This is a genomic window from Clostridium sp. JS66 (assembly GCF_033561535.1).
Lineage (GTDB): Bacteria > Bacillota > Clostridia > Clostridiales > Clostridiaceae > Clostridium_AM > Clostridium_AM carboxidivorans.
Map to the genome: position 1 here is coordinate 5,405,684 of NZ_CP131467.1, position 22,993 is coordinate 5,428,676.

General features: G+C 31.2%; 21 protein-coding genes. All 21 read right to left on the reverse strand.

Annotated elements, in window-relative coordinates:
* The 21 genes from Q6H37_RS25000 to Q6H37_RS25100 all read right to left on the reverse strand — a co-directional run bounded on the left by Q6H37_RS25000 (position 1) and on the right by Q6H37_RS25100 (position 22,958).
* Positions 1-1,314: a DVU_1553 family AMP-dependent CoA ligase gene (locus Q6H37_RS25000; RefSeq protein ID WP_318737457.1), complete on the reverse strand. Its 1,314-nt coding sequence runs from the start codon at positions 1,312-1,314 to the stop codon at positions 1-3.
* Positions 1,311-2,684: a radical SAM (seleno)protein TrsS gene (gene trsS / locus Q6H37_RS25005; RefSeq protein WP_318737459.1), complete on the reverse strand. Its 1,374-nt coding sequence runs from the start codon at positions 2,682-2,684 to the stop codon at positions 1,311-1,313. Before trsS ends, Q6H37_RS25000 begins: the two co-directional genes overlap by 4 nt.
* Positions 2,681-3,139, reverse strand: a complete 459-nt coding sequence (locus Q6H37_RS25010) for a DVU_1555 family C-GCAxxG-C-C protein (RefSeq protein ID WP_318737460.1) — start codon at positions 3,137-3,139, stop codon at positions 2,681-2,683. Before Q6H37_RS25010 ends, trsS begins: the two co-directional genes overlap by 4 nt.
* On the reverse strand, positions 3,132-3,869 hold the full coding sequence (gene trsM / locus Q6H37_RS25015) for a DVU_1556 family methyltransferase (protein ID WP_318737462.1): 738 nt from the start codon (positions 3,867-3,869) through the stop codon (positions 3,132-3,134). The genes Q6H37_RS25010 and trsM overlap by 8 nt, the downstream gene beginning before the upstream one ends.
* Positions 3,866-4,072 carry a DVU_1557 family redox protein gene (locus Q6H37_RS25020; protein ID WP_007062578.1) on the reverse strand — a complete coding sequence of 69 codons (207 nt, stop codon included), beginning with the start codon at positions 4,070-4,072 and terminating at the stop codon, positions 3,866-3,868. Before Q6H37_RS25020 ends, trsM begins: the two co-directional genes overlap by 4 nt.
* Before the next feature lie 2 nt (positions 4,073-4,074).
* Entirely contained in the window at positions 4,075-6,348 is a 2,274-nt protein-coding gene (locus Q6H37_RS25025; protein ID WP_318737466.1) for a pyridine nucleotide-disulfide oxidoreductase/dicluster-binding protein, read from the reverse strand.
* 122 nt (positions 6,349-6,470) lie between these two features.
* Positions 6,471-9,200 carry a molybdopterin-dependent aldehyde oxidoreductase gene (locus Q6H37_RS25030; protein ID WP_318737467.1) on the reverse strand — a complete coding sequence of 910 codons (2,730 nt, stop codon included), beginning with the start codon at positions 9,198-9,200 and terminating at the stop codon, positions 6,471-6,473.
* A gap of 269 nt (positions 9,201-9,469) precedes the next feature.
* Complete coding sequence (locus Q6H37_RS25035) at positions 9,470-10,420, reverse strand: ROK family protein (RefSeq protein ID WP_318737468.1); 951 nt, start codon at positions 10,418-10,420, stop codon at positions 9,470-9,472.
* Positions 10,421-10,560: 140 nt separating this feature from the next.
* On the reverse strand, positions 10,561-10,944 hold the full coding sequence (locus Q6H37_RS25040) for a response regulator (protein ID WP_318737470.1): 384 nt from the start codon (positions 10,942-10,944) through the stop codon (positions 10,561-10,563).
* 504 nt (positions 10,945-11,448) lie between these two features.
* A complete protein-coding gene (locus tag Q6H37_RS25045) occupies positions 11,449-11,712 on the reverse strand; it encodes a YkuS family protein (RefSeq protein WP_318737472.1) in 264 nt (87 codons plus the stop codon).
* Positions 11,713-11,955: 243 nt separating this feature from the next.
* Positions 11,956-12,396: a fructose PTS transporter subunit IIA gene (locus tag Q6H37_RS25050; RefSeq protein WP_318737473.1), complete on the reverse strand. Its 441-nt coding sequence runs from the start codon at positions 12,394-12,396 to the stop codon at positions 11,956-11,958.
* A 50-nt stretch (positions 12,397-12,446) separates the two neighbouring features.
* On the reverse strand, positions 12,447-13,847 hold the full coding sequence (locus tag Q6H37_RS25055; protein WP_318737475.1) for a PTS fructose transporter subunit IIBC: 1,401 nt from the start codon (positions 13,845-13,847) through the stop codon (positions 12,447-12,449).
* Positions 13,848-14,771, reverse strand: coding sequence for a 1-phosphofructokinase (gene pfkB, locus Q6H37_RS25060; protein ID WP_318737476.1), 924 nt, complete (start codon positions 14,769-14,771; stop codon positions 13,848-13,850).
* Positions 14,772-14,790: 19 nt separating this feature from the next.
* Complete coding sequence (locus tag Q6H37_RS25065; protein ID WP_318737477.1) at positions 14,791-15,651, reverse strand: tagatose bisphosphate family class II aldolase; 861 nt, start codon at positions 15,649-15,651, stop codon at positions 14,791-14,793.
* 201 nt (positions 15,652-15,852) lie between these two features.
* On the reverse strand, positions 15,853-16,542 hold the full coding sequence (locus tag Q6H37_RS25070; protein ID WP_318737479.1) for a hypothetical protein: 690 nt from the start codon (positions 16,540-16,542) through the stop codon (positions 15,853-15,855).
* A gap of 21 nt (positions 16,543-16,563) precedes the next feature.
* Positions 16,564-17,301, reverse strand: coding sequence for a MurR/RpiR family transcriptional regulator (locus Q6H37_RS25075; protein WP_318737480.1), 738 nt, complete (start codon positions 17,299-17,301; stop codon positions 16,564-16,566).
* Between the two features lie 143 nt (positions 17,302-17,444).
* Positions 17,445-19,238 carry an ASKHA domain-containing protein gene (locus Q6H37_RS25080; protein ID WP_318737482.1) on the reverse strand — a complete coding sequence of 598 codons (1,794 nt, stop codon included), beginning with the start codon at positions 19,236-19,238 and terminating at the stop codon, positions 17,445-17,447.
* Positions 19,231-20,262: an MtaA/CmuA family methyltransferase gene (locus Q6H37_RS25085; protein ID WP_318737484.1), complete on the reverse strand. Its 1,032-nt coding sequence runs from the start codon at positions 20,260-20,262 to the stop codon at positions 19,231-19,233. Before Q6H37_RS25085 ends, Q6H37_RS25080 begins: the two co-directional genes overlap by 8 nt.
* A 15-nt stretch (positions 20,263-20,277) precedes the next feature.
* The gene (locus Q6H37_RS25090) at positions 20,278-20,934 is read right to left on the reverse strand and encodes a corrinoid protein (protein ID WP_318737486.1); all 657 of its coding nucleotides are present in this window, start codon (positions 20,932-20,934) and stop codon (positions 20,278-20,280) included.
* Between the two features lie 40 nt (positions 20,935-20,974).
* Positions 20,975-22,045, reverse strand: a complete 1,071-nt coding sequence (locus Q6H37_RS25095; RefSeq protein WP_318737487.1) for a uroporphyrinogen decarboxylase family protein — start codon at positions 22,043-22,045, stop codon at positions 20,975-20,977.
* A 43-nt stretch (positions 22,046-22,088) separates the two neighbouring features.
* Positions 22,089-22,958, reverse strand: a complete 870-nt coding sequence (locus Q6H37_RS25100) for a uroporphyrinogen decarboxylase family protein (RefSeq protein WP_318737489.1) — start codon at positions 22,956-22,958, stop codon at positions 22,089-22,091.
* Positions 22,959-22,993: the final 35 nt, after the last annotated feature.

Here is a 22,993-nt window from a genome sequence, read left to right on the forward strand (position 1 = left end):
TTATCCATCCCTCCTGCAATCACATATTTTCCGTTTTACCATACTATTCTTCACCTCAGTTGTTTCTTTCAAGTATCTTATAGAAACATCTAAATTCTCTTCATTAAACTTTTTATTTGCTGAAACAAGTTCTTTTATACTGTCCTTAATAAATTTTTCTATTTTATAAAAATCTTCTTCTTTTTTTGCAGCAATATCTATACATATTAAGTCTCCCTTTTCAATACATGCTTTGTAATTTATTACCTCTTCTAAAGATAAAATTATTTCATCTAAATCCTTCATATATATAAATTCATTTTCACCTATTTTAATTCTATTTTCTATCCTTCCAAGAGATCTGCTCATAGTTTTTAAAAAAGTACCACAAGCACAACTGCTTATATTAAAACGTGCTATATCTCCAGTTTTATATCTTATTAAAGACATTCCTTCTCTTGTAAGTGTAGTAAATACTATCTCACCATATTCTCCATCTTTTACTACCTCACCTGTATAAGGATTTACTATTTCGAAATATAAATCCTTTTCTCTCATATGATATCCATTTAAGGCTTCACATTCTACACCACCACCATAACCCATTTCTGTCATGCCATAGTGTGTAAAAACTTTACATTGAAACTTATTTGTAATTTCTCTTATTAAAGTTTCTGGTACATAATCCGTACTTAAGAGAATTTTTCTTATATTATCTTTAAAAATTTCACTTTCCATCCTTGAAAAATGGAGAACCTGTATCGGGATTCCCACTATACAAGTTATTTCTTTATTCTTTATAAACTCTGCAGCATCTTTTAGATCTGAGAGCATACCATATACATAACACCCTATATTTATTTCATTTAAAGCCTTTTTTAGCAAATCACCTATACTGCCATAACTATTACCAGGCAAAAGAACAAGTACTCTATCATTTTCATTTACTAGAGATCTCATTCCATGCTTAAAAAATTCAACTGTAAGCTTTAAATCATTTTCAGTAAAATATATTCTTTTTTCTTCTCCACTTGTCCCTGAACTTTTTAATGTAACTATTCTAGAAATGTCTCTTTGAGGTACACATAAAAACTTATTAGAAAATTCTCTTATATATTCAGGTAGTGTAAAAGGAATTTTTTCAAAATCTTTAAATGATTTTATATCAGCTTCATCAATATCTTTAAAATGTTCACTATAAAATTCACTATGTTTTTTCACATACTTTATAGCTTCTTTTATTTTATTCAATTGATATTCTTGTAAATCCTCTCTATTTCTTTCTTTTATCCCTGTTTCATTTAGTATCCATGCTTCAAGTGGTGTCAGCTTCATTTTGCGTCCTCCATATTAACCTTGCAATTTCTATAAATGTAATTTCCTTTTGCATCCGTAATATTATACATACAAAATGGTATAAGTTTTCCTTCACTATTCACTACATGAATGCAGCAATCCTTAATTCTTTCTAAATCCACATTCCATACATCTTGAAAAGCCATACCAGATATACTAAAAGAATAATTTCTTATACTATACAATATTTCATCCCAGCTGCTTACTTTATTAGATTTTATTTTTATATTTGAATCAGATGCTTTTCTAAAAGACCAACTTCGTGAAACAAATTCCTTTGCCTTTTTTGCACCTTCTTCTGCTTTTTCACTTGTACAGCAGCAGCTGCTTTTATTATTTGTAACATTTATTAATTCATTTTTATTTTTATATATATAATTACCATGAAAAGAACATAATGCATTTTCACATCCCGGCGGTTTCATACTATCAATTTTAACCTTACCTTCTGTCTGCTTTTCTATATTTTCCATAATTTCAGGAAGTGTAATCCTCTGTTCGTCCTTAGGAATAGCTGGTACCCTTCCAAAATAACTCACGGGTTGAAAATGCACTCCTCTTACTGTAGGTATATTATTCAAAGCAAAATTTATAATTTCTCCTATATTATCTACATTTACTTCAGGAACTATGGTAGGTACCAATACTACACCTATATCATACTTTTTACAGTTTTCTATTGCTTTTATTTTTATATCTAAAAGTTCTGATCCTCTCAATTTGTCATATATTAAATTATTTGTACCATCAAACTGCAAAAATATTGAACTAAGTCCCGATTCTTTTAACTTCTTAACATAATCCTCATCTTGTGCTATACGTATGCCATTAGTATTTACTTGTATGAATTTAAAACCTAAATTTATTCCAAGCTCTATTATTTCAGGCAAATCATCCCTTAATGTAGGTTCTCCCCCTGATATTTGTATATTGCATACACCTGAAGCTTCTAATATCCTTTCATACATAAATCTTATTTTTTCTATAGGCACATCTTTTTCCTTATCTGAATAAGAATCTGCAAAACAAAATTTGCATTTTAAATTACACCTTTCAGTTACCTCTATTAAAGCTGTGCAAGTATGCTGCCTATGTTCACTGCAGAGACCACAGTCAAAAGGACATCCTTTTTCAACCTTAGTATAGGGCTTTTTTATATAAGCTCTTTCTTTATTTCTAATCCAGCTTTCCATTGGAATACTTCCCTTCCACAAAATAGTTTTAAAACTACCATGGTCTGAGCAGTACTTTTCCATGTAAACTTTATTATCATCTAAAACCTTTTCTGCTTCTATTTTTTTTAAACAAATGGGACATAAACTTTCTGTTCTAGAAATTATATTTTTCATATATCTTCTCGATCCCCAAATTCATAACCATATTTAAATATTATCTGTTGAACTTTTTCATAACTTTTCATTAGTATGTCCCCACATTTTACAGGATAACTTACGTTTCCGCTGTCATCAGTTATTTTTTGTATTCCTATTATGTCTCTGCATTCTGTACTTTCAAATTCCTCTTGAAACCAGTCTATATATTCACTTAACATGGATTGAAAATTTTCTTTGCGATATTCTGTAGCCTCACCTTTTCCAGCATAAAGTCCTATAACAGCTATAGCTCCAGTTAAAACGCCGCAGGTTTTGTTATCAGCTCCTATACCTCCGCAAAGGCCATTTAAAGCTCTTATTAAATCTGGATTTTCTTTTTCTTCATCCTCTAGTGCTAATTTAAGCATTATTTGAGTGCAGCAAAAGCCGCTGGAAGCCAATTTATATATACGAAAAGCAGTATCATTCATAACATTCATCCACCTTTCTTGCTATCATTATAAAATATCCTGGTTTACAATTCTTTAATAAACTTTGAAATTCTTGTCCATCTATAGAACACTGTGCAGCCTTATTCCAGAAAATACTCATGGAACCGTAAGAAAATATAGTTTTAACCATAAGTGCTTTTAACGTCTCGCTGCAATCTTCCAAAAGCATTATTTCAAATCCAGCTTTTTCTATCCTTTCTCTAAGTAATTTTAAATTATGCAAACTTCTCATACAGCTGTTAACTGAAATTCCTTGAAGTTCATCAATGAATTCAGTTTTTTTAGCATATACATCCGTGGCAATAAACCATCCTCCAATTTTTAATACCCTAAATACTTCACTTATTACATCATCCAAATTTTCCATAAGGGAAAGTGTACATTCCGCAAAAACTCCCTGAAACTTTTCATTTTCAAAAGGAATTTGTTCCCCTCTTCCCCTTACAAAATTTAAATGTCCATAATTTTTTTTCCCTATATCTATTAATTTTTCAGAAGGATCTATTCCTACAGCCTTTATATTGTATTTTTCATAAAGGTGATTTAATGTAGCACCCATGCCGCATCCTAGATCCATTACGAAATCCTCTGTAGAAAATTTACAAAATTCTACTGCTTTATCTGTAAGTGTAAATCCACCTGGCCTTAAGGTTGCACCTGTAATATTCCTCATATGTTCACTTTCATAAGCATTGCAGCAATTTGTCATTTATCCTCCAGCCCCTTTTCAACTTCAAGCATTTTTCCTAAGGCTAAATCTTCATTTATAATTACCATTTTGCATTCAGGACACTGCATAAGCTCCACTTCAAAATTTCCTCCAAGATAGCGAACCTTTACTTGTTTAAGTTCTAATTCCTTATTGCACTTATCACAAATCCATGGAGTTTTTTCGTCTTTATTAATCTTCATAATTATTCCTCCACTACTTCCATTCTGTGACTATAAACACTTTTAACTAAAATTTCATCGTCATTCTTTTCATATTCTACCCAATAAGTCACATTAGTAATTCTAAATCTACATAAATAATGTGAATTTTGTGGATTAAAAAATCTTTCCTTATTTCTTTCAGCATTGTCTACTGCTTTCTTTACATCCTCAATTAAAATCAACCTATCTTCCATTTGATTTTGCACATCTTCAGGTATAGTTAATTTTAAATTATAGTCTTTTGTTAAATCATTTACTTCTTCATTCCATATTTCTTTTAAAAGCTTTCTTTTAACAAGTATTCTATTTTCATGTCTGCTTGAAAGAGTTGGCATTTTTCTTAAAGCAGCTTTTCCTAAATCGTCACTATAAATTAAATCTAAAATATGAAAAGTTTTCTTACCTTCATCTATAAATAAATCTTTACACATAGAACAATAAACTAAGTAATCTAAATTTCCCTCTTCTATTCTATCTTTAGCAAATTCTTTAGCTTGTTCTTTATTAGCAAAGTATACAAGCCCACCATAACCACAGCATTTAGTTTTTTCCTTTGAAAATTTTAATTCTTCTACTTTATGTCCTAAGGAATCTGCTATATTTCTTATGCTGTTATAAATTTTTTTATTATATCTAGTAGTACATGCATCGTGAACATTTAATACTAAATTTTCTTTTTCTTTATTATCAGTTGGAATTCCCTTTTCCTGTATAACTTCCCATAGAGAAATAAAATTTATATCTGGCATATATTTTTCAAATATACTGCAGCAGCTGGAGCAAGCCAAAATTAAAGTTGGTTTACCCATGCTATTCCACTTTTCTCTTATGTCTTCTATATTTTTCTGCATCAAATCCTGTCTTCCTGCCCAATCAGCTGGTGCACCGCAGCAGCCTAGCATAATACCAACGCCTTCTTCTATATTGCTCATAAGATATTTATATATTTTATCAATGTACTCAGGAGATGAAGCAGGAAGCTGACATCCTGGATAAAACATATATTTTACCTTTTCATAACCCGGCTGGCTTTTTACCATAGAAAAATAATTACTGTTACTAAACTCCATATCCTTTAATGCAAAATCATGAGCAGATACAGGCATCTTTTCCTTTTCTACCATGCTTTCTCTAGTCTCCTGTATTATATCTTTTACATTTAAACTTGAAGGACAAGCTTCTTTACAAAGTCCACAAAGGGTACAGGAATTTATCATTTTGTTGGCATAGTGATCACCTAATATTATGGATTCATTATGATTTATAACTCTTATATAACTTTTAGGCTTAATATCATATTTTTTTAAATGAGTACAAGCTTTTACACACTCTGAACATTGACATTTTATACATCTGCTTGCTTCTTTAATGGCTTCCTGTTCATTATATTCTAAAGAAGTTTTTTTAATTGCTTCTATACTTTCTATATCATCTAATTTAAGTCTTAAGGAGGTTTCATAAGCACCTTCATTTTCCCTTGATACTGTAAGAGAAATTTTTTGTATATATCTATCAATGGATACTACAGCTCTTCTTCCAGAACTTATAGAAAATATAACTGAATCGTTTCTATTTGCAATTCTGCCACCTGCAAATAGAGGCGTATCTTCTACTTGAAAAGTCTCCATATCTATCTTTAAATCTTTTTCCCAAGAACCAGTTCCTATATAAACTGCATCATACATACCTAATATTTTATCTATTTCTATTGAATCTACTGGATGATTTAAATTTATTTTTATATTTCCTTTATTTATTACCTGCAACTCTTCTTCTATGGTTTCTTTTGAAAGTTGCTCTCCTTGAAAACCCCATAATCTTCCACCTATTTTATCATTTTTCTCATATACAGTAACTTCATAACCTTTTCTATCTAAATCAAAAGCAGCTGTAATACCACTTATACCTGCGCCTACTACTGCAACCTTTTTCCCGTTTTTAGGAATTGGAATAACTCTCTTATTAGAAGAAAAGCCTAGTTTCACTACGGCTCTTTCAAGTTCATGTATATTTATAGATCCACCTAATTTGCTTCTTACACAAGCATTTTCACAAGGATGATCACATATATTACCTATTATCTTCATAAAGGGAACCTTTTTAGCCATAATCTTATAAGCTTTTTTAAAATCTGATTTTTCTATTTCCTCTATAAAGTTTTTTACATCCATGTGTAGGGGGCAAGCTGCTATACAAGCTGAAGGTCTATCTTCAATACATAAATCCTGCTTGCTCAATAATTTATTTAAATCCATAAAATTTTTTACCCTCCTTTAAATGAAAAGGAATCAGAAACTTTTAAGAGGTATGTGGCACTTAAAACATAGGAATTAATCGTTTCTGATTCCTTTAGGGAGACAATTTTAATTATATTTTACTATTTTTTTAATGCTTCAAGTGCTGCTAAAACTTTTTCTGGACGTGCAGGTAATTTTGTTATTTGCGCTCCAGTAGCATCATAAATTGCATTCATTATAGAAGCATGAGGAGCTGACAATGGCATTTCACCACTACCTGAAGCACCATATGGTCCTAGTGGTCTTGGAGTTTCTTGGTAAATTATTTCTATATGATCAGGTACATCTTTTACTTGTGGTATTCCACAACCTGTAAGTGTAGTGTGTTTCTTTAAGTCTTCAAAATCTTCACTTAAAGCAAGTCCTATACCTTGAGCTAATCCACCATACATTTGGCCATCAACTACTAATTTATTTACTATTGTTCCAACATCAGCTGCTAAAGTAAGTTTTTCTACTTTAACTTTTCCTGTAGTAGTATCAACTTCTACTTCTGACAATAGAACACCATACATGTAAGTTGGGAATGGATTTCCTTGACCAGTTGCTGGATCTGGAGCTGTACAAGGTGCTGTCCATTTTCCATCATATTTTAACTCTTTGCCTGCAGCTACCATTTCATCATAAGTCATGTAAGTACCATCAGATTTTTTCATAGCTGCTAATAAGTTTTCACAGGCAACTCTAGTAGCATTTCCTGTTAAAACGTTAGAACGGCTTCCACCTGAAGGACCACTGTCTGGAGTAAATTCCATATCATTCATAAGTAATTTAATTTGTTCTGGAGCTATTCCTATTGGTCTTAAAGTTTCATGAGCTATAGTTAAAGTTCCCATGTCAGCTCCTTGACCATGATCCTGCCAAGAGTTTCCTATAGTAACTCCTTCTTTAGTTAACTCTGCCCATGCATTTGAAGTATCTGGACCATCAAGACCGCAGCCATAAATTAATAATGAAGTTCCTACTCCATATTTCATATTTCCGCCCTTAGCATTTTTTTCTGCAGCTTTTTCTTTAGCAGTTTTATAATGAGGTCTTATTTTTTCAATCAAACCTGGAAGTGCAATTACATCTGGATCACAACCAGTAGGAGTCTTATCTCCTTTTCTATAAACATTCTTGTATCTTAATTCAAGAGGATCTACTCCCATTTTCTTAGCTAATTTATCTACTAAAACTTCTGAAGCAAATAAACTTTGTGGTGAACCGTATCCTCTGAATGCTGAACCCCAAGCGTGGTTTGTAGCAACAGTTCTTCCTTCTCCTCTTATATTTTCAATATTATATCCTGCACCCATAAATTGTGAACCTCTTGTAGTTACAAGATCACCAAATTCACAATATGGACCGTGGTCACAAGACCAATCAGTTTCTAATGCTTTAAATTTACCATCCTTATCAGCACCTAATTTAAGATGCATAAAGAAAGGTGATCTCTTTCCAGTATAAGTAATTTGTTGATACATGTTAAATTCTAAGTATACAGTTCTCTTTGTTAACAATGCAGCTACTCCAAGAAGTCCTTCCATAGTTGGACTGAATTTATATCCGAAAGTGCCTCCAGTAGGATTTTGAACTATCTTTAAGTCATCTAGTGGAACACCTATACCATCTGCTACCATTGCAGCGTGAATGTGTAATCCTATACTCTTTGAATGTACAATTAATTTTCCATTTTCATTAATATATGCAAATCCAACGTCTGGTTCTAGAGGAAGGTGAGGTTGTCTTCCTACATATGAATCATCTTCAACTACATATTCTAATGATTTCATTAAAGGTGCTGTATCTTCGCCTTTTACAGTACCACATTCAAAATAAATATTTGGTGTTCCAGGATGAATTTCCATTGCATCTTCAGCCATAGCTGCTGGTGCACTCATATATGCTGGAAGTTCTTCTATTTCAACTTTTACTTTTGCTGCTGCTGCTTCTGCTTGACATGGTGTATCTGCAAGTACCATAGCTATTGCATCACCAAATTGGAAAACCTTTTTATCACATAATATAGGTCTTTCTAATCCATCACCTTTATTTGTAGGGAAAGCCAATCCATTTATTCTATTTGTACCAGGTACATCTTTATATGTTATAACTTTGAAAACTCCAGGCATTTTTTCAGCTTCTGAAGTATCTATAGATAGTATATTTGCATGAGATACTGTAGCTTGTACTAATTTAATGTGTAGTGTATCTTCTGGAAGCTTTAATCCTAAATCTGCTCCAAAGTCCCAAGTACCTGTTACTTTTGCAAGAGCAGAAGGACGTATAGCATCTGAACCTAATAAGCTTTCTCCCTTTGGAAGCTTATACCATAGTTCTTCTTTTGTCACTTCGCCGCGCATCAATCTTGCAGCTTCCATAACAGCATCAACTAATGGTACGTATCCTGTACATCTACATACATTTCTATTTTTTTGGAACCAAGCTCTAACATCTTCTCTTGTTGGATTGCTATTGTGTTCAAGTAAAACTTTAGCTGAAACTATAAATCCTGGAGTACAGTAACCGCATTGTGCTGCACCATGTATCATCCAAGCTAATTGCAGTGGATGAAGATGATTGTGATCTCCAACTCCTTCTATTGTTGTAATTTCTGCTTCATCACGAACTCTTTTAATTTTAGTTATACAAGACCTTACAACTTTACCATCTAAAATTACGGAACAAGCACCACATTCTCCTTTTCTACATCCAACTTTAGTTCCAGTAAGAAATGTTTGTTTTCTTAAAACATCTGCCAAAGATGTCTCTGGATCTGCTATAATAGTTCTTTTAACACCATTAACAATCAAATACTTTTTTAACATACTGTACCTCCCCAATTTTTGTTTAACAATAAAAAATTTTTACTTACTTGTTAATTATATTAGCAATATCCATGCCACAAGTTAAATTTACTGAGTTTTCAATTAATTCATTATCTTTTTGTTCATTTTTTATACAAAATTGTTGAAAAAGTATCGTTCGTTTTTTGAGCATAGTTCGTTTTTTGAGCATTTCTTAATCATTGCTAACCATGTTGTAAAAAAAGGATAGGATTATTCAACTATATATTGATTAATCCTATCCCTTTTAACTATCTACTTTCCATTATAGCAAGAGCAACAGCTCCTATAACTCCCGCATCAGTTCCCAAGGCCGCTGGTACTATTTTTGTATTCTCACTCATAGCTTTAAAGCACCTCTTACTAACTACTTCCTTCACTTTCTGAAATACTATATTTCCTCCTTTTGAAACTCCTCCTCCAATTATGACCATTTCAGGATCAAAAGAAGCAATAACATTGGCTACACATATTCCCAAATAGTTTAATGCTTTATCAAGTACCTTTTGTGCTACAGCATCTCCTTTTTCAGCTTCTTTGAATACCTCATAAGCTGTTATTTCTTCATAAGAGGAAAGTGATGTCTTTTCCCCTTTTTCTACTTCTTCTTTTGCAGCTCTTCCTATAGCAGTACCTGATGCTAAAGCCTCTGCACAACCATAATTACCACAATTACATTTTGGTCCATCCTTTTCTATAGTTGTATGTCCTATTTCTAATGCATTACAAGTGTTTCCTCTGTATATCTTTCCATTTAATATAGCACCTCCACCTATTCCAGTAGAAACTGTTATAAATACCATATTATTTGTTCCCTGGCCGGCACCAAAAACATACTCACCTATAGCTGCTGCATTGGCATCATTATCTAAATGAACTGGAATATTAAACTTATCCTCTAAAGGTTTAACTATATTAAAATTTTTAAAAGGAAGATTAGGAGTTGTTATAATTATACCTTTTTTAGCATCTAAAGGCCCCGGAGATCCTATTCCTATATCCGATATTTTATCTTTATCTATCTTGGATTCTTCTATTACTTTTTCCATAACTGCAGCTATCCTTTCTAATACAACTTTTTCTCCTTCATGTGAATTTGTAGGAATAATATACTTTGAAATGATATCTCCATTAAAATCAGCAATAGCTCCAGATATTTTTGTACCTCCCAAATCAATTCCTATTACATATTTGTTTTTCAATAACGTCCCTCCTCGTAATTATGTTATTATACTAATTTTTAATTATTAACACAAATTGGATTTCCTATATAAAAAGGCCGGAACATCATTCCAACCTTTTTATAAGCATAGTATAATCTCTGTATTAATTTATGTACAATTTATTCTGAAAACACCTTAGTTACTAGTTTAACTAGCTCATCTTTTATTAAATCCTTTTTGATAAAATAGGTAGCACCAAGTTTTTCACAAATACCCATTTCATTAGAAAAATGCTTTTCTCCACCATCTGAGAGAACAATTATTTTTGCATCTTCATATTCTCCCTTTAATTCTATTACAAGTTCAAGACCACTTTTTTTGGGCATATATATATCGGTAATTATTAAATCAATATTACCTAATTTCTTATATACCTCAATTCCTTCTTCACCATTAGAAGCTTCATATACTTTATAATTTGCTTCTTCTAAAATAAGCCTTATAAAATTTCTAATAGTTGCAGAATCATCAACTACTAATATATTTTTTTGCCCCTTATCCATTAATTTAACCTCCCCTTTTTACCTTATAACATAAACATAATATATTATGTAATTTAAGGTCATTATATATATTTAACATCACTAATTATATCAAAAAAACAATTCACCATGATTCTCAATTATTATTTAAATTTAATATACTCATAAAAGTAAATATAATAAAATTAAATACCAATTAAAAAAACATATTTAAATCCAAATAAGTCTATAACATTTTTTACCATATAATAAATTTATCCGCACTTTTTCTCATTAGTACGGATTTTCTTTTATAATATTACTATAACACTCCTAATTGCAAATTTCAATATTTTTTACATATTCCCCCAAAGGAATATTACAATTTATACATTTATATACATAAATTCAATTTTATAAAAAAAGCAACTGACAAAGCTTCTTTGTCAGTTGTGTAAGCGACTGCATAATAACCAAATTTTTTACAAAATTTATTTGCATTTTTTTATAAATACACTGTTTTATGAATAATTATACATTTTTTCTCTATGATCTTGTTATTTTCTGTTCAATCATACTCTTCACTTCTTCTTGTGTCAAACCACTAGCATTAACTACAGGAACTTTTGTAGAAGTATCACTAAAGCCCATCATATCTGTATTATAATCAGCTGTAACAATTACATCCAAGTTTTCATACTTTGAAGTATTGTTTTCAAAATTTCCACTCAAAGTTTCTACTGAATATCCTTGTGAACTTAAATACTCTGCAATTCTAGACAATCCTTGTTCTACACCAATTTTTTTCATATGTTATCACCTCAGATCTATTTTCTCCACTTGTAGTTATTGATATACATACTTATTTTTGTAATTCATCAATTATGTTGCTCAAGCTTTTAACATACAAAATTTTGACTTAGTAAAAGCATAATGCGACGCAACTTTTTTCAGAGGAAGATGACAATTGAGTTTAAAAAAGCCACAAAAATAAAGCTATTGCATTCAATACAATAGCCTTATTTTCAATTTACCTTATTATATTATCTCTAATTATATTATCTCTAATATTTCTGATTTTGATTTTGCATTTAATATACTGTTTCTAAATTCTTCATGCATTAATTTTCTTGATAGGTTAGCTAATGCTTGTAAGTGGAGATCACTTTGTGAATCATTTACTGCTATCATAAATATTAAATTTACTGGTTCTCCATCTATTGAATCATAATCAACGCCATTCTTAATTACTCCTAAGGCAATCCTTGGTTCCTTTACAGCTGTCGATTTAGAATGCGGTATAGCTATTCCAAAGCCTATACCAGTATTGCTTAAAAATTCTCTATGATAAATATCTTCTTTAAATTTATCTCTATCAAGTATTACTCCATCATTTACTAACACATTAATCATTTTATCAATGAGATCATCTTTATCCTTTGCATTTATATTTAATTCTATAGTATTTTCTGTTATTAGTTTATTTAATTTCATAGTTCATCATCCATCCCTTTATAACAACATTAATTCAATAATAAACTTAATTATTGTGCTTTTTTCTGAACGTATCCTCTATATGTTCCATATAGTACTGCACCAACTGCTGACCCTACTAATATTGCACCTACCCATAATAATGGACTGCTAACTAGTGGCAATATTAAGAATCCACCATGTGGAGCTGGTACTTGAATTCTCATTAAGTAACTTAATACAGCAGATATAGAAGATGCAATCATTAATATTGGAATAACTCTCAATGGATCTTTAGCTGCAAAAGGAATTGCTCCTTCTGTTATGTGAGTACAACCTAAAATGTAGTTTACCAAACCTGCGGCTCTTTCTTCTTCATCAAATCTTTTCTTAAAAAATGTTGTAGCTAAAGCAATTACAAGTGGTGGTGTTATACATGCTGCTGAAACACCAGCCATGAAGTAATAATTTCCTTGTGCAAGAAGCATTGTACCTGTTAAATAAGCTGCTTTATTTACTGGACCTCCAAAGTCAAACGCGCTCATACAACCTATAACTATTCCTAATAAAATTGGGTTTGCTTGTTGTAGAGATGCCAGCCATCCCATAGCACCTTTATTTATAGCGGCTATTGGGCCACCTAGTAAAGTCATTAATACACCAGTTATTAATATTCCTATTATTGGCAATATAAATATTGATTTTAAACCTTCAAATTGTTTTGGTAACCCTGATAATAACTTTTTAAAGTAAAGCATTAAGTATCCAGCAAAGAATCCTGCAATAATACCACCTAAAAATCCTGATCCTGTAGTATTGGCTATAAGTCCACCAACAAATCCTGCAACCATACCTGGCCTTCCAGAAATGGAATTAGCAATATATGCTGTAAATATTGGAACTATAACTGAAAATGCTTGTCCACCTATTCCCTTAATCATAGCTGCTGTAGCATTATATTGTGATGATTTTGGATCAAAGGAATATATACCCCATAAAAATGATATCGCTATAAGTACACCACCAGCTACAACAAATGGTAACATGTAAGAAACACCATTCATTAAATGCTTATATATATCCCTAGTTAAAGATTGTTTTCCTACAACTTCATCAGAACTTTTCTTTGTACTGGATTTTTCTGATACCTTTCCACCTTTTACAGGGACTTTTCCATCTAGTACAGCCTGAATTAATTCTTTAGGTTTACGTATTCCATCGACAACTGAAGTCTCTATAGTTGGTTTTCCTATAAATCTGTCAGCTCTGGCATCCTTATCTGATGCAACTATTACTCCAACTGCCTCTTCTATATCTTTGTCCGTTAATTCATGTTCAACTCCAACTGCACCATTGGTTTCTACTTTTATTTCTACACCTAATTCTTCAGCTGCCTTTTTTAATGCCTCTTCTGCCATAAATGTATGAGCAATTCCTGTAGGGCATCCTGTAACAGCAACAATTTTTTTCATTTACATTACCTCCTTAACATCTATTATTTTCATATATGTGGATATCTTCTTCAGGTCTCCTAATGCACTTGACTCAGCAACATTTGCTCCCGTGGCAGATGCTTTTTTAAGTGCTTTTTCAATATCACCTTCAAATATCCATTCACTTAAAAATGCTGCTAACGATGAATCACCTGCACATGCAGAGCTTAAAAGTTTAATTTTAGGTGCATTACAATAGTAAGTTTTTTTACCATCATAAAAATACATGCCATTTTCACCTAAAGTCAAAAGTATATTTCTTGCACCAAGCTTATTAATATATTTCAATGCATTCTTTATGTCATTTTCATCCTTTAAATCAACCCCAAATATTTCTTTAACTTCGTCATCATTAGGTTTAATTAATAATGGTTTATATTTTAATAATTCTTTTAATTTTTCAGAACTAATATCTAATACAATTTCTACATTTTTTTCATCACATATATCTAAAATTTCATTATAATAATCCTGTTTTATACTTTGAGGTAAACTTCCACTTATTATTAAATAATCATGCTTTTTTAAGTTTGACGATAAATATTCTAATAAGTCTTTTTGAGTTTCTTCCGGAACAAATGGACCTTTATTTACATACTTAAATTCCTTGTTACCTTCAACAGTTATAAACACATTTATTCTTGTATTTTCTTCTATCCAAAAAGGTATTGTAGCTATATTTCTCTTATTTAACTCATCTACAATATACTTTCCTGTAAATCCTCCAAAGAAGCCAATTGCCTTACTTTCTATAGAGTAATGATTTAAAACTAGTGATACATTTACCCCCTTGCCATTAGGTGAATATGATAAATTATTAGTTCTATTTACTTTAAATGGTTCACTGCTGCTTGAATAACAATTCATATCTATAGCTGGATTTGTTGTTAATGTATAAATCATCTCTTCACCACCTGTCTTTCTAAGCTTGGTCATTACTTCCGCAAACTATTATTTTATGTCTTACTATGTCCTTCATTGCTTCTTTTCCTGGTGTCATATATTTTCTTGGATCATTAGCAGCTGGATTTTCATTAAAGTATTTCTTTACAGCATTTGAAAATGGGATCTTTAAATCAGTAGCTACATTTACTTTGCAAATTCCAAGAGATATAGCTTTTTTCACTAATTCATCAGGTACATCTGAAGCACCGTGTAGTACTAGTGGAACCTCAACTTTTTTTCTAATTTCCACCAATCTATCAAAGTCTAGTTTAGGTTCTCCCTTATATAGTCCATGCGCTGTACCTATAGCTATTGCCAGCGAATCTACACCTGTTCTAGCCACAAATTCTACAGCATCATCTGGATTTGTATACATTGCATCCTTCTCACTTACTACTAAATCATCTTCCCTCCCACCTAGCTTACCAAGTTCTGCCTCAACAGTTACGTCATATTCATGTGCATATTCTACTACATCTTTAACAATTCTTATATTCTCTTCAAAGGCTTTTTTTGATGCATCTATCATACATGATTTAAAACCAATATCTATATAATTTTTAATTTCAGCAACATCTTCAAAATGATCTAAATGAATAGATATTGGAATATCATATCGTGCTGCTGCTACCTCTGCCATTGCAACTATATAATCTGCTCCTGCATAGTCAGTAATGGTGGATGGAGTTCCTGCTATGATAACTGGAGATTTTAATTCAGCTGCAGTTTCTGCAACAACTTGCAATGTTTCCATGTTATGAATATTAAATGCTGGTACTGCATATCCATTTAATTTCGCTTTTTTTAACATTTCTCTGGTAGATAAAATTCTTCTCATTTTCTTTTTCTCCCTCTGTGCTTTATTTATGCTTTCATTTTAGCTTATACACACAGAAAATGTTTTCACAACTTTTGTACAGTTCTTGTGCAATTAAATAAATAAGATGAGTTTTTATCTGTGTTCAATACACATAAATGATTTTGAAAATACAAAAAAAGAGATTTTCAATAATTTAAAAATCTCTTTTTTATATTTGGATTATCTTCTTGATGGTACTTTATTATCATCTATATCACTGTTAACTATGTACTCATAATTATCATATACTACTGAATCTGGTCTAACTTTGTTAATTATCTTTACATTTTTTGATTTGTTTTTAATTTGGTTATATACATATCTCTCTACTTTCAAAGCACGTTCATTTTTTGTTGACCCTCCGTCATGTAGGTCAAAACCATACCAACCAAAACTTATTTTGAATTTAAGGTAATTATAACTTTTAGAATTTCCTTTTTCAAAAACTATTTTATTAACTTCACTATAATCATACTCCCTAGTTAAAAATAAAGTTGCTATAGAACTATGATATATCTTATTAGGAGTTAATATGTTAAAACTTCTAATTAGTACAAAGATTGTTATCCCTGCTAAGACTAACAAATTCTGCATATGTTTATAATTTTGAGGAGGTTGTTTTGCCTTATATTTTGGAGAAATCATAATATGTATTTTATCTTCAATAAATGTTAAACATTCATAAACAATATCTACAAGTATAATAAATGCTATAATCATAAATACAGATCCAGATAAAGTATCACTAAATATAGAGATTGATTTATAGGGGCTCTCAACTACTTTATCAATTAATCTCATTATATCTATATTCACAATTATTGAAATTCCTAATTTTCCTAATTTAAAAATCCATTTTAATACTTTCATTTTTTACCTTTCCATTATAAGTTAAATTATTAAATAATCTATAATAGCTCTTGATATAATAAACAGTGGTAATCTTGAAGTAACTTCAAATTCTTTTATAGCAGTTCTAGATTGCTTGTACCCAATTAATGTAATATCTGATATTTCTTCTAATTTACTGCCTGTAACACAGCAGCAAGTAATCAATTTAGCTCCTGTTTTAATTGCACTTTCAGCTGATTCTACTATTTCTGGAGATCCAATTTTCAAAGAAAAAACTATTACAAGCTCATCCTCATTTAAGGTTTTACATATCTTCCTCATAATGTTAGGATCAACTATTAAGAATGTATTATATCCAAGCAATTGCAGCTTTAAATTGAATTCTTGAGCAACAAGTTCTGTAAGACCTCTAGCTAAAATATATATACGTTTTGACTCTTTTATCAACTTAACAGTTTTTAATACATTCTTTACCGAAATATTTTCTATTGTCTTTGTTACCTCTATTAAAGATTTTCCTAATATCTCATTTACCTTTTTAGAATCATGATTATAGTCTTCCTTAGCTGAAATTTTGTATCGCAATTCTGAAAAGCCCTCTAATCCACACTTTTTTATAGTTCTAGAAACAGTTGCTGGTGAAGTAAATGATTTTTCTGCTACATCAACTATAGACATATTAGGTATGTTACTTTCATTTGAATTAATATAGTCAACTACCATCTTTTCAGTTTCAGTAAGCTTATCCAAAATATTATTATCAACTTCTATAACCAAATTTACTCCTCCTTATAATAACGTCTAAACTAAAATAATAAAAATATTTTTTCACTAAATCATACTACATCTTTAGCCACATTATAACATAAAATAAAATAGTTCTCCCAAATTTTTAGTTTGAGAGAACTTATATTTACATTTTAACCAGGGAATATAAGGCATGCAGCAAAAAGTTTTTCATAACCTTCAGATGCACCTAATTCCATATAGTCTATTTGATGAGCTAATTGTTCAATTTCTTCCTTTACCTTAGCAGACATAAGAGCCATATATGCACCTGTCTTAGATGAATTTCCTACATATACTAGCTTATCTTCAACTTTTTCTGGTAAAATTCCTATTCCTACTAAACTATCAGCTGATAGGTGAGCTCCAAATTGTCCTGCTACAACGACTTTATCAAGATTATCCATATCAATGTTAGCCTTTTTTAATAGAGCATAAAAACCTGAAAGAATAGCTCCTTTTGCTAATTGCACTTGACGAATATCTCCTTGTGTAATTAGTATTTGGTCTGGACTGCTTTCTAAAATAAACTGTCGTTTTCTGCCATCCAGTTGAATCATATCATATCGATAATCTGATTCCTCTAACTTTTCTTTCTTTATAAATGCTCCATCCTTTTTTACAAGTTCTGTACGAAGCAGTTCTTTTACAACAGCTAATATACCACTTCCACATATTCCTATTGGCTTTTGATCTCCGATAACCTGAACTTCAATTCCACTTTCAGTAATTTTTACATCCTCAATTGCGCCTTCTGCCGCTCTCATTCCAGAACTAATATTCATTCCTTCTAAAGCTGGACCTGCTGCACAAGAACATGATAACAACTTTCCATGATTGGATAAAACAATTTCTCCATTAGTTCCAATATCTATAAACAGAACATTTTCCTTTGCTTTATGCAGCTGACAAACATATGCTCCTGCCACAATATCTGCACCTATATAAGCTGAAACTGATGGAAGGCAATATAATCTAGCACCTGGTGCCGCCTTTAATCCAATATCCTTAGCCAATATATTTTTTGACTTTGTAAATATTGGTGAATACGGAGACATTCCAATAGATGTAGCATCAATCCCTAACAGAAGATGCATCATTGTACAGTTTGCTGCAATAGAAATCTCATAAATATTTTTTCTATCTACTTTTGATTTATTGCATATATCTCCAATCATCTCATTAATAGAATTTACAATTGCATATTGCAGTTTTTCTTTTCCATCTTCAGGATGCTCAACTTCATAAGTTATTCTAGTTAAAACATCCAATCCAAAGTTCTTTTGAGCATTAATCATTGAAGCTGCAGCTAATTCTTTACCTGTCTTCATGTCAATTAATGCTGTTACAACAGTTGTAGTTCCAATATCAACTGCAACTCCATAGAGAATATCAGTAGTATCACCGCACTCAATTCCAATTAATTCTCTTCCATTAAAAACGCCTGTAACTTTTCCAGTTATAAATTCATGCTGCTGAAGTAATCTCCAATCAAATTTTTCAACATCAAATGTTTTACATATAAGTTCTTCAAAAGAACCTTGATTTTCTAATGTAGGTTTTTCTATTTCAAAAACCTCTTTATGAATTAAAGGATTAAACTCAAAATCAGGCGTATAACCGGTTGTAAGTATGTCATGTTTTCCTTCTTTTTGTAAAATTTCAATTACAATATCTTCTTGCGGTACTACAAAGCAAGAAAGTCTTATACCTGAATCAATTTCTTCCTTTTTTAAAAGTTTCTCTTCTGTTTCTCCGATATCAGGTAAATTTCCTTCTAAAAGTTTGATTTTGCATTTTCCACATAATCCTTTTCCATTACACGGATTATCCACAAAAACATCATTTTCAAGTAAAATTTGCAGCAAATTTTTATCAGGTGTATATTCAAAACTTTTATTCTGTGACTTAATAGAAATCTTAGACATTAGTATCTCCATCCCCTTTTGATAAATATTCTAGCATTGCTTTTACATTTTTTAAAGGAGATTTCATTCCAAGTCCACAAGCTGGAGATATAATATTAGATCCATCTTTTACACACTTCTCAGTTAGTTCTGCAATTTTCTTTGGTTCCCCAAACTCAATTGTATAAGTACTTACATTTCCCATTAACACTCTATCTTTTAAATTTTTTCTAGCATCACTCATGTTAACTATAGAATCAAAACTTAGGGCATTACTTTTTACCTTATTTACTTCTGAATATACCCTCTTCATTTGTCCACATATGTGCACAATTGTACATTTATTCTCTTTTTGTACACTTTCAATAATTTTATTAATATATTTAACAGCAAATTCTTCAAATAGCTTTGGTCCTAAAATTTCACCTGTACCACTAGGATCAGAAATAGCTATTATATCGGCACCTGCTTCTATTTGTTGTTTTGCAAATGTAATTAATTCATCTGTAACAAAATTAAGAAATTCATGTGCTTCCTTATTGCTCTTTTTTAATTCTTTATAAAAAGTAGAAGGTTCCATTATAGAACTTGCTGTACTAATAGGTCCAGTTAAATTACCTATTATAGGAACATCAGTACCTTTTGATTTCAATAATTTAATTGCATCAATAACTACCTTTGCTCTTCCTTCTGTAAAGTCAATTTGAGAAATTTTCTTCCATTCCTTAACAGAATCAATTGCATATTCTACAACATGAGGCTCATAAATCTTTGTTCCCATGTCAACCTTTGCTCCAAAATTTTCTGCCTCAATGGTCATACAAAATGGAACTCCATAATTTTCAAAACAGCCTTTTTCATACACTGCTTCTGCTAAACCAGCCATCATTTGTGCATTTGTGTGTGCTTCAGGAAACTTTATTTGAGCTTCTTCTATTAACTCTGTTGTGACCATATTCATCATGCCTCCAGGACAAATACATGGTGGTCTATCAACCTTTTCTCCATTAAAAGCCTTATTTAAACGTTCTTTTGGTGACAACATATCCCTCACTTCTTTCTATGCTATATTAAGTAATCCTTTTACTAATTTAACTGCTTCAATTGCATTAGCAGAATATCCATCTGCACCAATCAAATCAGAAAACTTCTTTGAAATAGGGCCTCCTCCTATAACAACTTTAAGATTTTCTCTTATTCCAGCTTCTTTCAATAACTCTATAACAGTTTTCATTCCACCCATTGTTGTTGTCATCAAGGTTGACATACAAACAAATGAAGCATTAACTTCTTTAGCTTTATCTACAAAACTCTGAAGTGGAACATCTCTACCTAAGTCAATCATCTCAAATCCAGCTGTTTCTAACATGATTTTTACTAAATTTTTTCCTATATCGTGAGTATCTCCTTCTACAACTCCAATTACTCCCTTTGGTTTTTCTCTATCTGCTTCATCTGCTGGAAGATGAGGTCTTAAAATTGCTAAACCTTCATACATTGCATCTGAACATAATAATAAATCCGTAACAAAATATTCTTCTTCCTCATACAATTTGCTTGCACGATTCATACCATCTACAAGGCCTTCCATAATACCATCAAGTATATCATATCCTGCTTCTACATATTCCTTAGATGCTTCAATCGTATCTTCCTCTTCCATTTCAAATACACCATCAGATAATCTTTTTAATAATTCTTCTTTTGATACTGTCATTGTTTTCCCTCCATTTTTTCCTAAATTATCGATTTATCTTCTAAGAGAAATTTTTTGGATCTAGTGGCCACTTTCCATATTTTCTAGCAGAAGCCATAAACTGATCAATATTTTCTAGTGGAACTGCACCTGAAAGATCACAACCTGATGCCAAAATATATCCACAAGGACTGTCATAAGCTTTTTGCATACAATTTTTTACTGCTGAGTCTACATCATTGGTATTTCCTAAAATCAATACTTCTACTGGATCTACATTACCAAGTATAGGTACTTTGTCTCCTACTACTTGTTTTGTATATGCTAAATCTACTCTATTATCTATACTCATCATATCGCAGCCTGATTTAACCATTTCTCCTACAATTGATGTTGTATCTCCACAAATATGATAACAAACCATTCCCTTTGCCTCATGAATATCTTTCATTAATTCTTGAGTATATGGTAAAACAAACTCTACATATTGCTTTTTATTAAGAATAGTTCCTGATGCAATAGGATCACATAATAAAATAAGAACACCTGCTTTTATAAACTCCCTACAAATCATTTTCAATGCATCATTACAGAATTTAATTAGTTGATGAAGTTTTTCTGGATTTTTTCTAGTTGCTCTGAGCAAGTTTTCTGTTTTGTAAATACTTGCAGCAGCAGTAAAAGGTCCAGATATTAATACTCCAGTCGGAACTTCGTTTCCTATTTTATCCATTATGATATGTGCAGCTTCTAAATGTAATTGGAATGCTTTATCATTTTTTAGTTCTAATTTTGACATATCTAATTTATCTACATCATTCAAATCATCTAAAACATATTTCATAATTGCTGGTACTGAATTTTCTGTGTCACTCATCTGACTACCTAAAGCTGCACCTACGCCATGTAGTCCATATTCAACAATAGTTAAGTCGTTGCCAAATCTTTCATAGCAGGCAATCTGTGCTTTAGCTTCATTTAAAGCACTACTTCTTTTTTCCTTATGAGTCATTCCTAATGCTAGTCCAGACATAGAACAAGCAACTGGCATAGCCAAAATTCTGTCCATAGGTTTTCCTGTCATAAATGCAGCTAATCTTTCATTTGGTGTCATTTTATCATTCTTGTGCATGTGTTTTACCCTCCACACTTTTTAAATTTATTTATATTAATAATTAAAGTAAAGCAATTGTCTTGATTGTTCCATCTTTTAATTCAAAATCTTTATTTTTAATGCACATTTGTCCAACAAATTTTGCTTGCCCCATGACTTTTTCACAAGCTTCAGAATATTTTATAGATCCTCCTAGATTAATATCCTTCCACACAGCTTTATCTGTTCCTAATAATGCAAAAGTAGTTTTAGGACAAAGTAATACTATCATTTCATCATCAATCATTTTTTCAATATTTTTTAATAATGGATAAGTAAACATTTCTACAGTCTGCTCGGCATATTTGGGTCCTAAAATATTTAATCCGCCAGAAGAATCAGCATAACTAATCATGTTAACTCCTGCTTTTTTAGCTTCTTCAACAAAGCGCAATATTTCCTTTTGGAATTTATCGAAAATAGCCTTCATAGTATCTGGTTCTTTTCTAAATAACTTAAAAACATGACGTGGATCAATTAAAACATTCATAATTGTAAATGGTCCTGAAATATATAGAAGAACCTTCTCTCCTTTGTCTCTCAAATATTTACAAGCTTTTAGAACCTCTGATATACGTCCTTTTGAGTAATCGATTTCAGGTAGATTTAATATCTCTTGTGCTTTTGTGCAAATATAATCTTTTGCTCTTGGACCTATTTTTTCATTTCCAAGATTAATTATTCCGCCCATAGCTTCTCCCTCAACGGTATGACAGAATGGCAATCCACAAAAATTTGCATTATCATATTTCTTTAATTCTTCTGCCAATGTAGCCATGCTGTCCCAATGCATATATGCTTCTGGAAAATGTAATCCCGTTTTTTCTGTAACCTCTTCGTTAATCCCTACAGAATTATCATACGTACAATTAAAGTCAATAATTTTACTCATGTTAATTCCTCCCTTTATAAAATAAGTAAGCAAAT

What these genes read in the sequence shown, in the direction of transcription:
- Q6H37_RS25000 (WP_318737457.1), bottom strand. Translation starts at nt 1,314, where the DNA reads ATGAAGCTGACACCACTTGAAGCATGGATACTAAATGAAACAGGGATA.
- trsS (WP_318737459.1), bottom strand. Translation starts at nt 2,684, where the DNA reads ATGAAAAATATAATTTCTAGAACAGAAAGTTTATGTCCCATTTGTTTA.
- Q6H37_RS25010 (WP_318737460.1), bottom strand. Translation starts at nt 3,139, where the DNA reads ATGAATGATACTGCTTTTCGTATATATAAATTGGCTTCCAGCGGCTTT.
- trsM (WP_318737462.1), bottom strand. Translation starts at nt 3,869, where the DNA reads ATGACAAATTGCTGCAATGCTTATGAAAGTGAACATATGAGGAATATT.
- Q6H37_RS25020 (WP_007062578.1), bottom strand. Translation starts at nt 4,072, where the DNA reads ATGAAGATTAATAAAGACGAAAAAACTCCATGGATTTGTGATAAGTGC.
- Q6H37_RS25025 (WP_318737466.1), bottom strand. Translation starts at nt 6,348, where the DNA reads ATGGATTTAAATAAATTATTGAGCAAGCAGGATTTATGTATTGAAGAT.
- Q6H37_RS25030 (WP_318737467.1), bottom strand. Translation starts at nt 9,200, where the DNA reads ATGTTAAAAAAGTATTTGATTGTTAATGGTGTTAAAAGAACTATTATA.
- Q6H37_RS25040 (WP_318737470.1), bottom strand. Translation starts at nt 10,944, where the DNA reads ATGGATAAGGGGCAAAAAAATATATTAGTAGTTGATGATTCTGCAACT.
- Q6H37_RS25045 (WP_318737472.1), bottom strand. Translation starts at nt 11,712, where the DNA reads ATGAAAAAAATTGGTGTAGAACAAGGATTGTCTAGAATTGCAGAGTAT.
- Q6H37_RS25050 (WP_318737473.1), bottom strand. Translation starts at nt 12,396, where the DNA reads ATGAAATTAAATAAACTAATAACAGAAAATACTATAGAATTAAATATA.
- Q6H37_RS25055 (WP_318737475.1), bottom strand. Translation starts at nt 13,847, where the DNA reads ATGAAAAAAATTGTTGCTGTTACAGGATGCCCTACAGGAATTGCTCAT.
- pfkB (WP_318737476.1), bottom strand. Translation starts at nt 14,771, where the DNA reads ATGATTTATACATTAACAACAAATCCAGCTATAGATATGAATTGTTAT.
- Q6H37_RS25065 (WP_318737477.1), bottom strand. Translation starts at nt 15,651, where the DNA reads ATGAGAAGAATTTTATCTACCAGAGAAATGTTAAAAAAAGCGAAATTA.
- Q6H37_RS25070 (WP_318737479.1), bottom strand. Translation starts at nt 16,542, where the DNA reads ATGAAAGTATTAAAATGGATTTTTAAATTAGGAAAATTAGGAATTTCA.
- Q6H37_RS25080 (WP_318737482.1), bottom strand. Translation starts at nt 19,238, where the DNA reads ATGTCTAAGATTTCTATTAAGTCACAGAATAAAAGTTTTGAATATACA.
- Q6H37_RS25085 (WP_318737484.1), bottom strand. Translation starts at nt 20,262, where the DNA reads ATGTTGTCACCAAAAGAACGTTTAAATAAGGCTTTTAATGGAGAAAAG.
- Q6H37_RS25090 (WP_318737486.1), bottom strand. Translation starts at nt 20,934, where the DNA reads ATGACAGTATCAAAAGAAGAATTATTAAAAAGATTATCTGATGGTGTA.
- Q6H37_RS25095 (WP_318737487.1), bottom strand. Translation starts at nt 22,045, where the DNA reads ATGCACAAGAATGATAAAATGACACCAAATGAAAGATTAGCTGCATTT.
- Q6H37_RS25100 (WP_318737489.1), bottom strand. Translation starts at nt 22,958, where the DNA reads ATGAGTAAAATTATTGACTTTAATTGTACGTATGATAATTCTGTAGGG.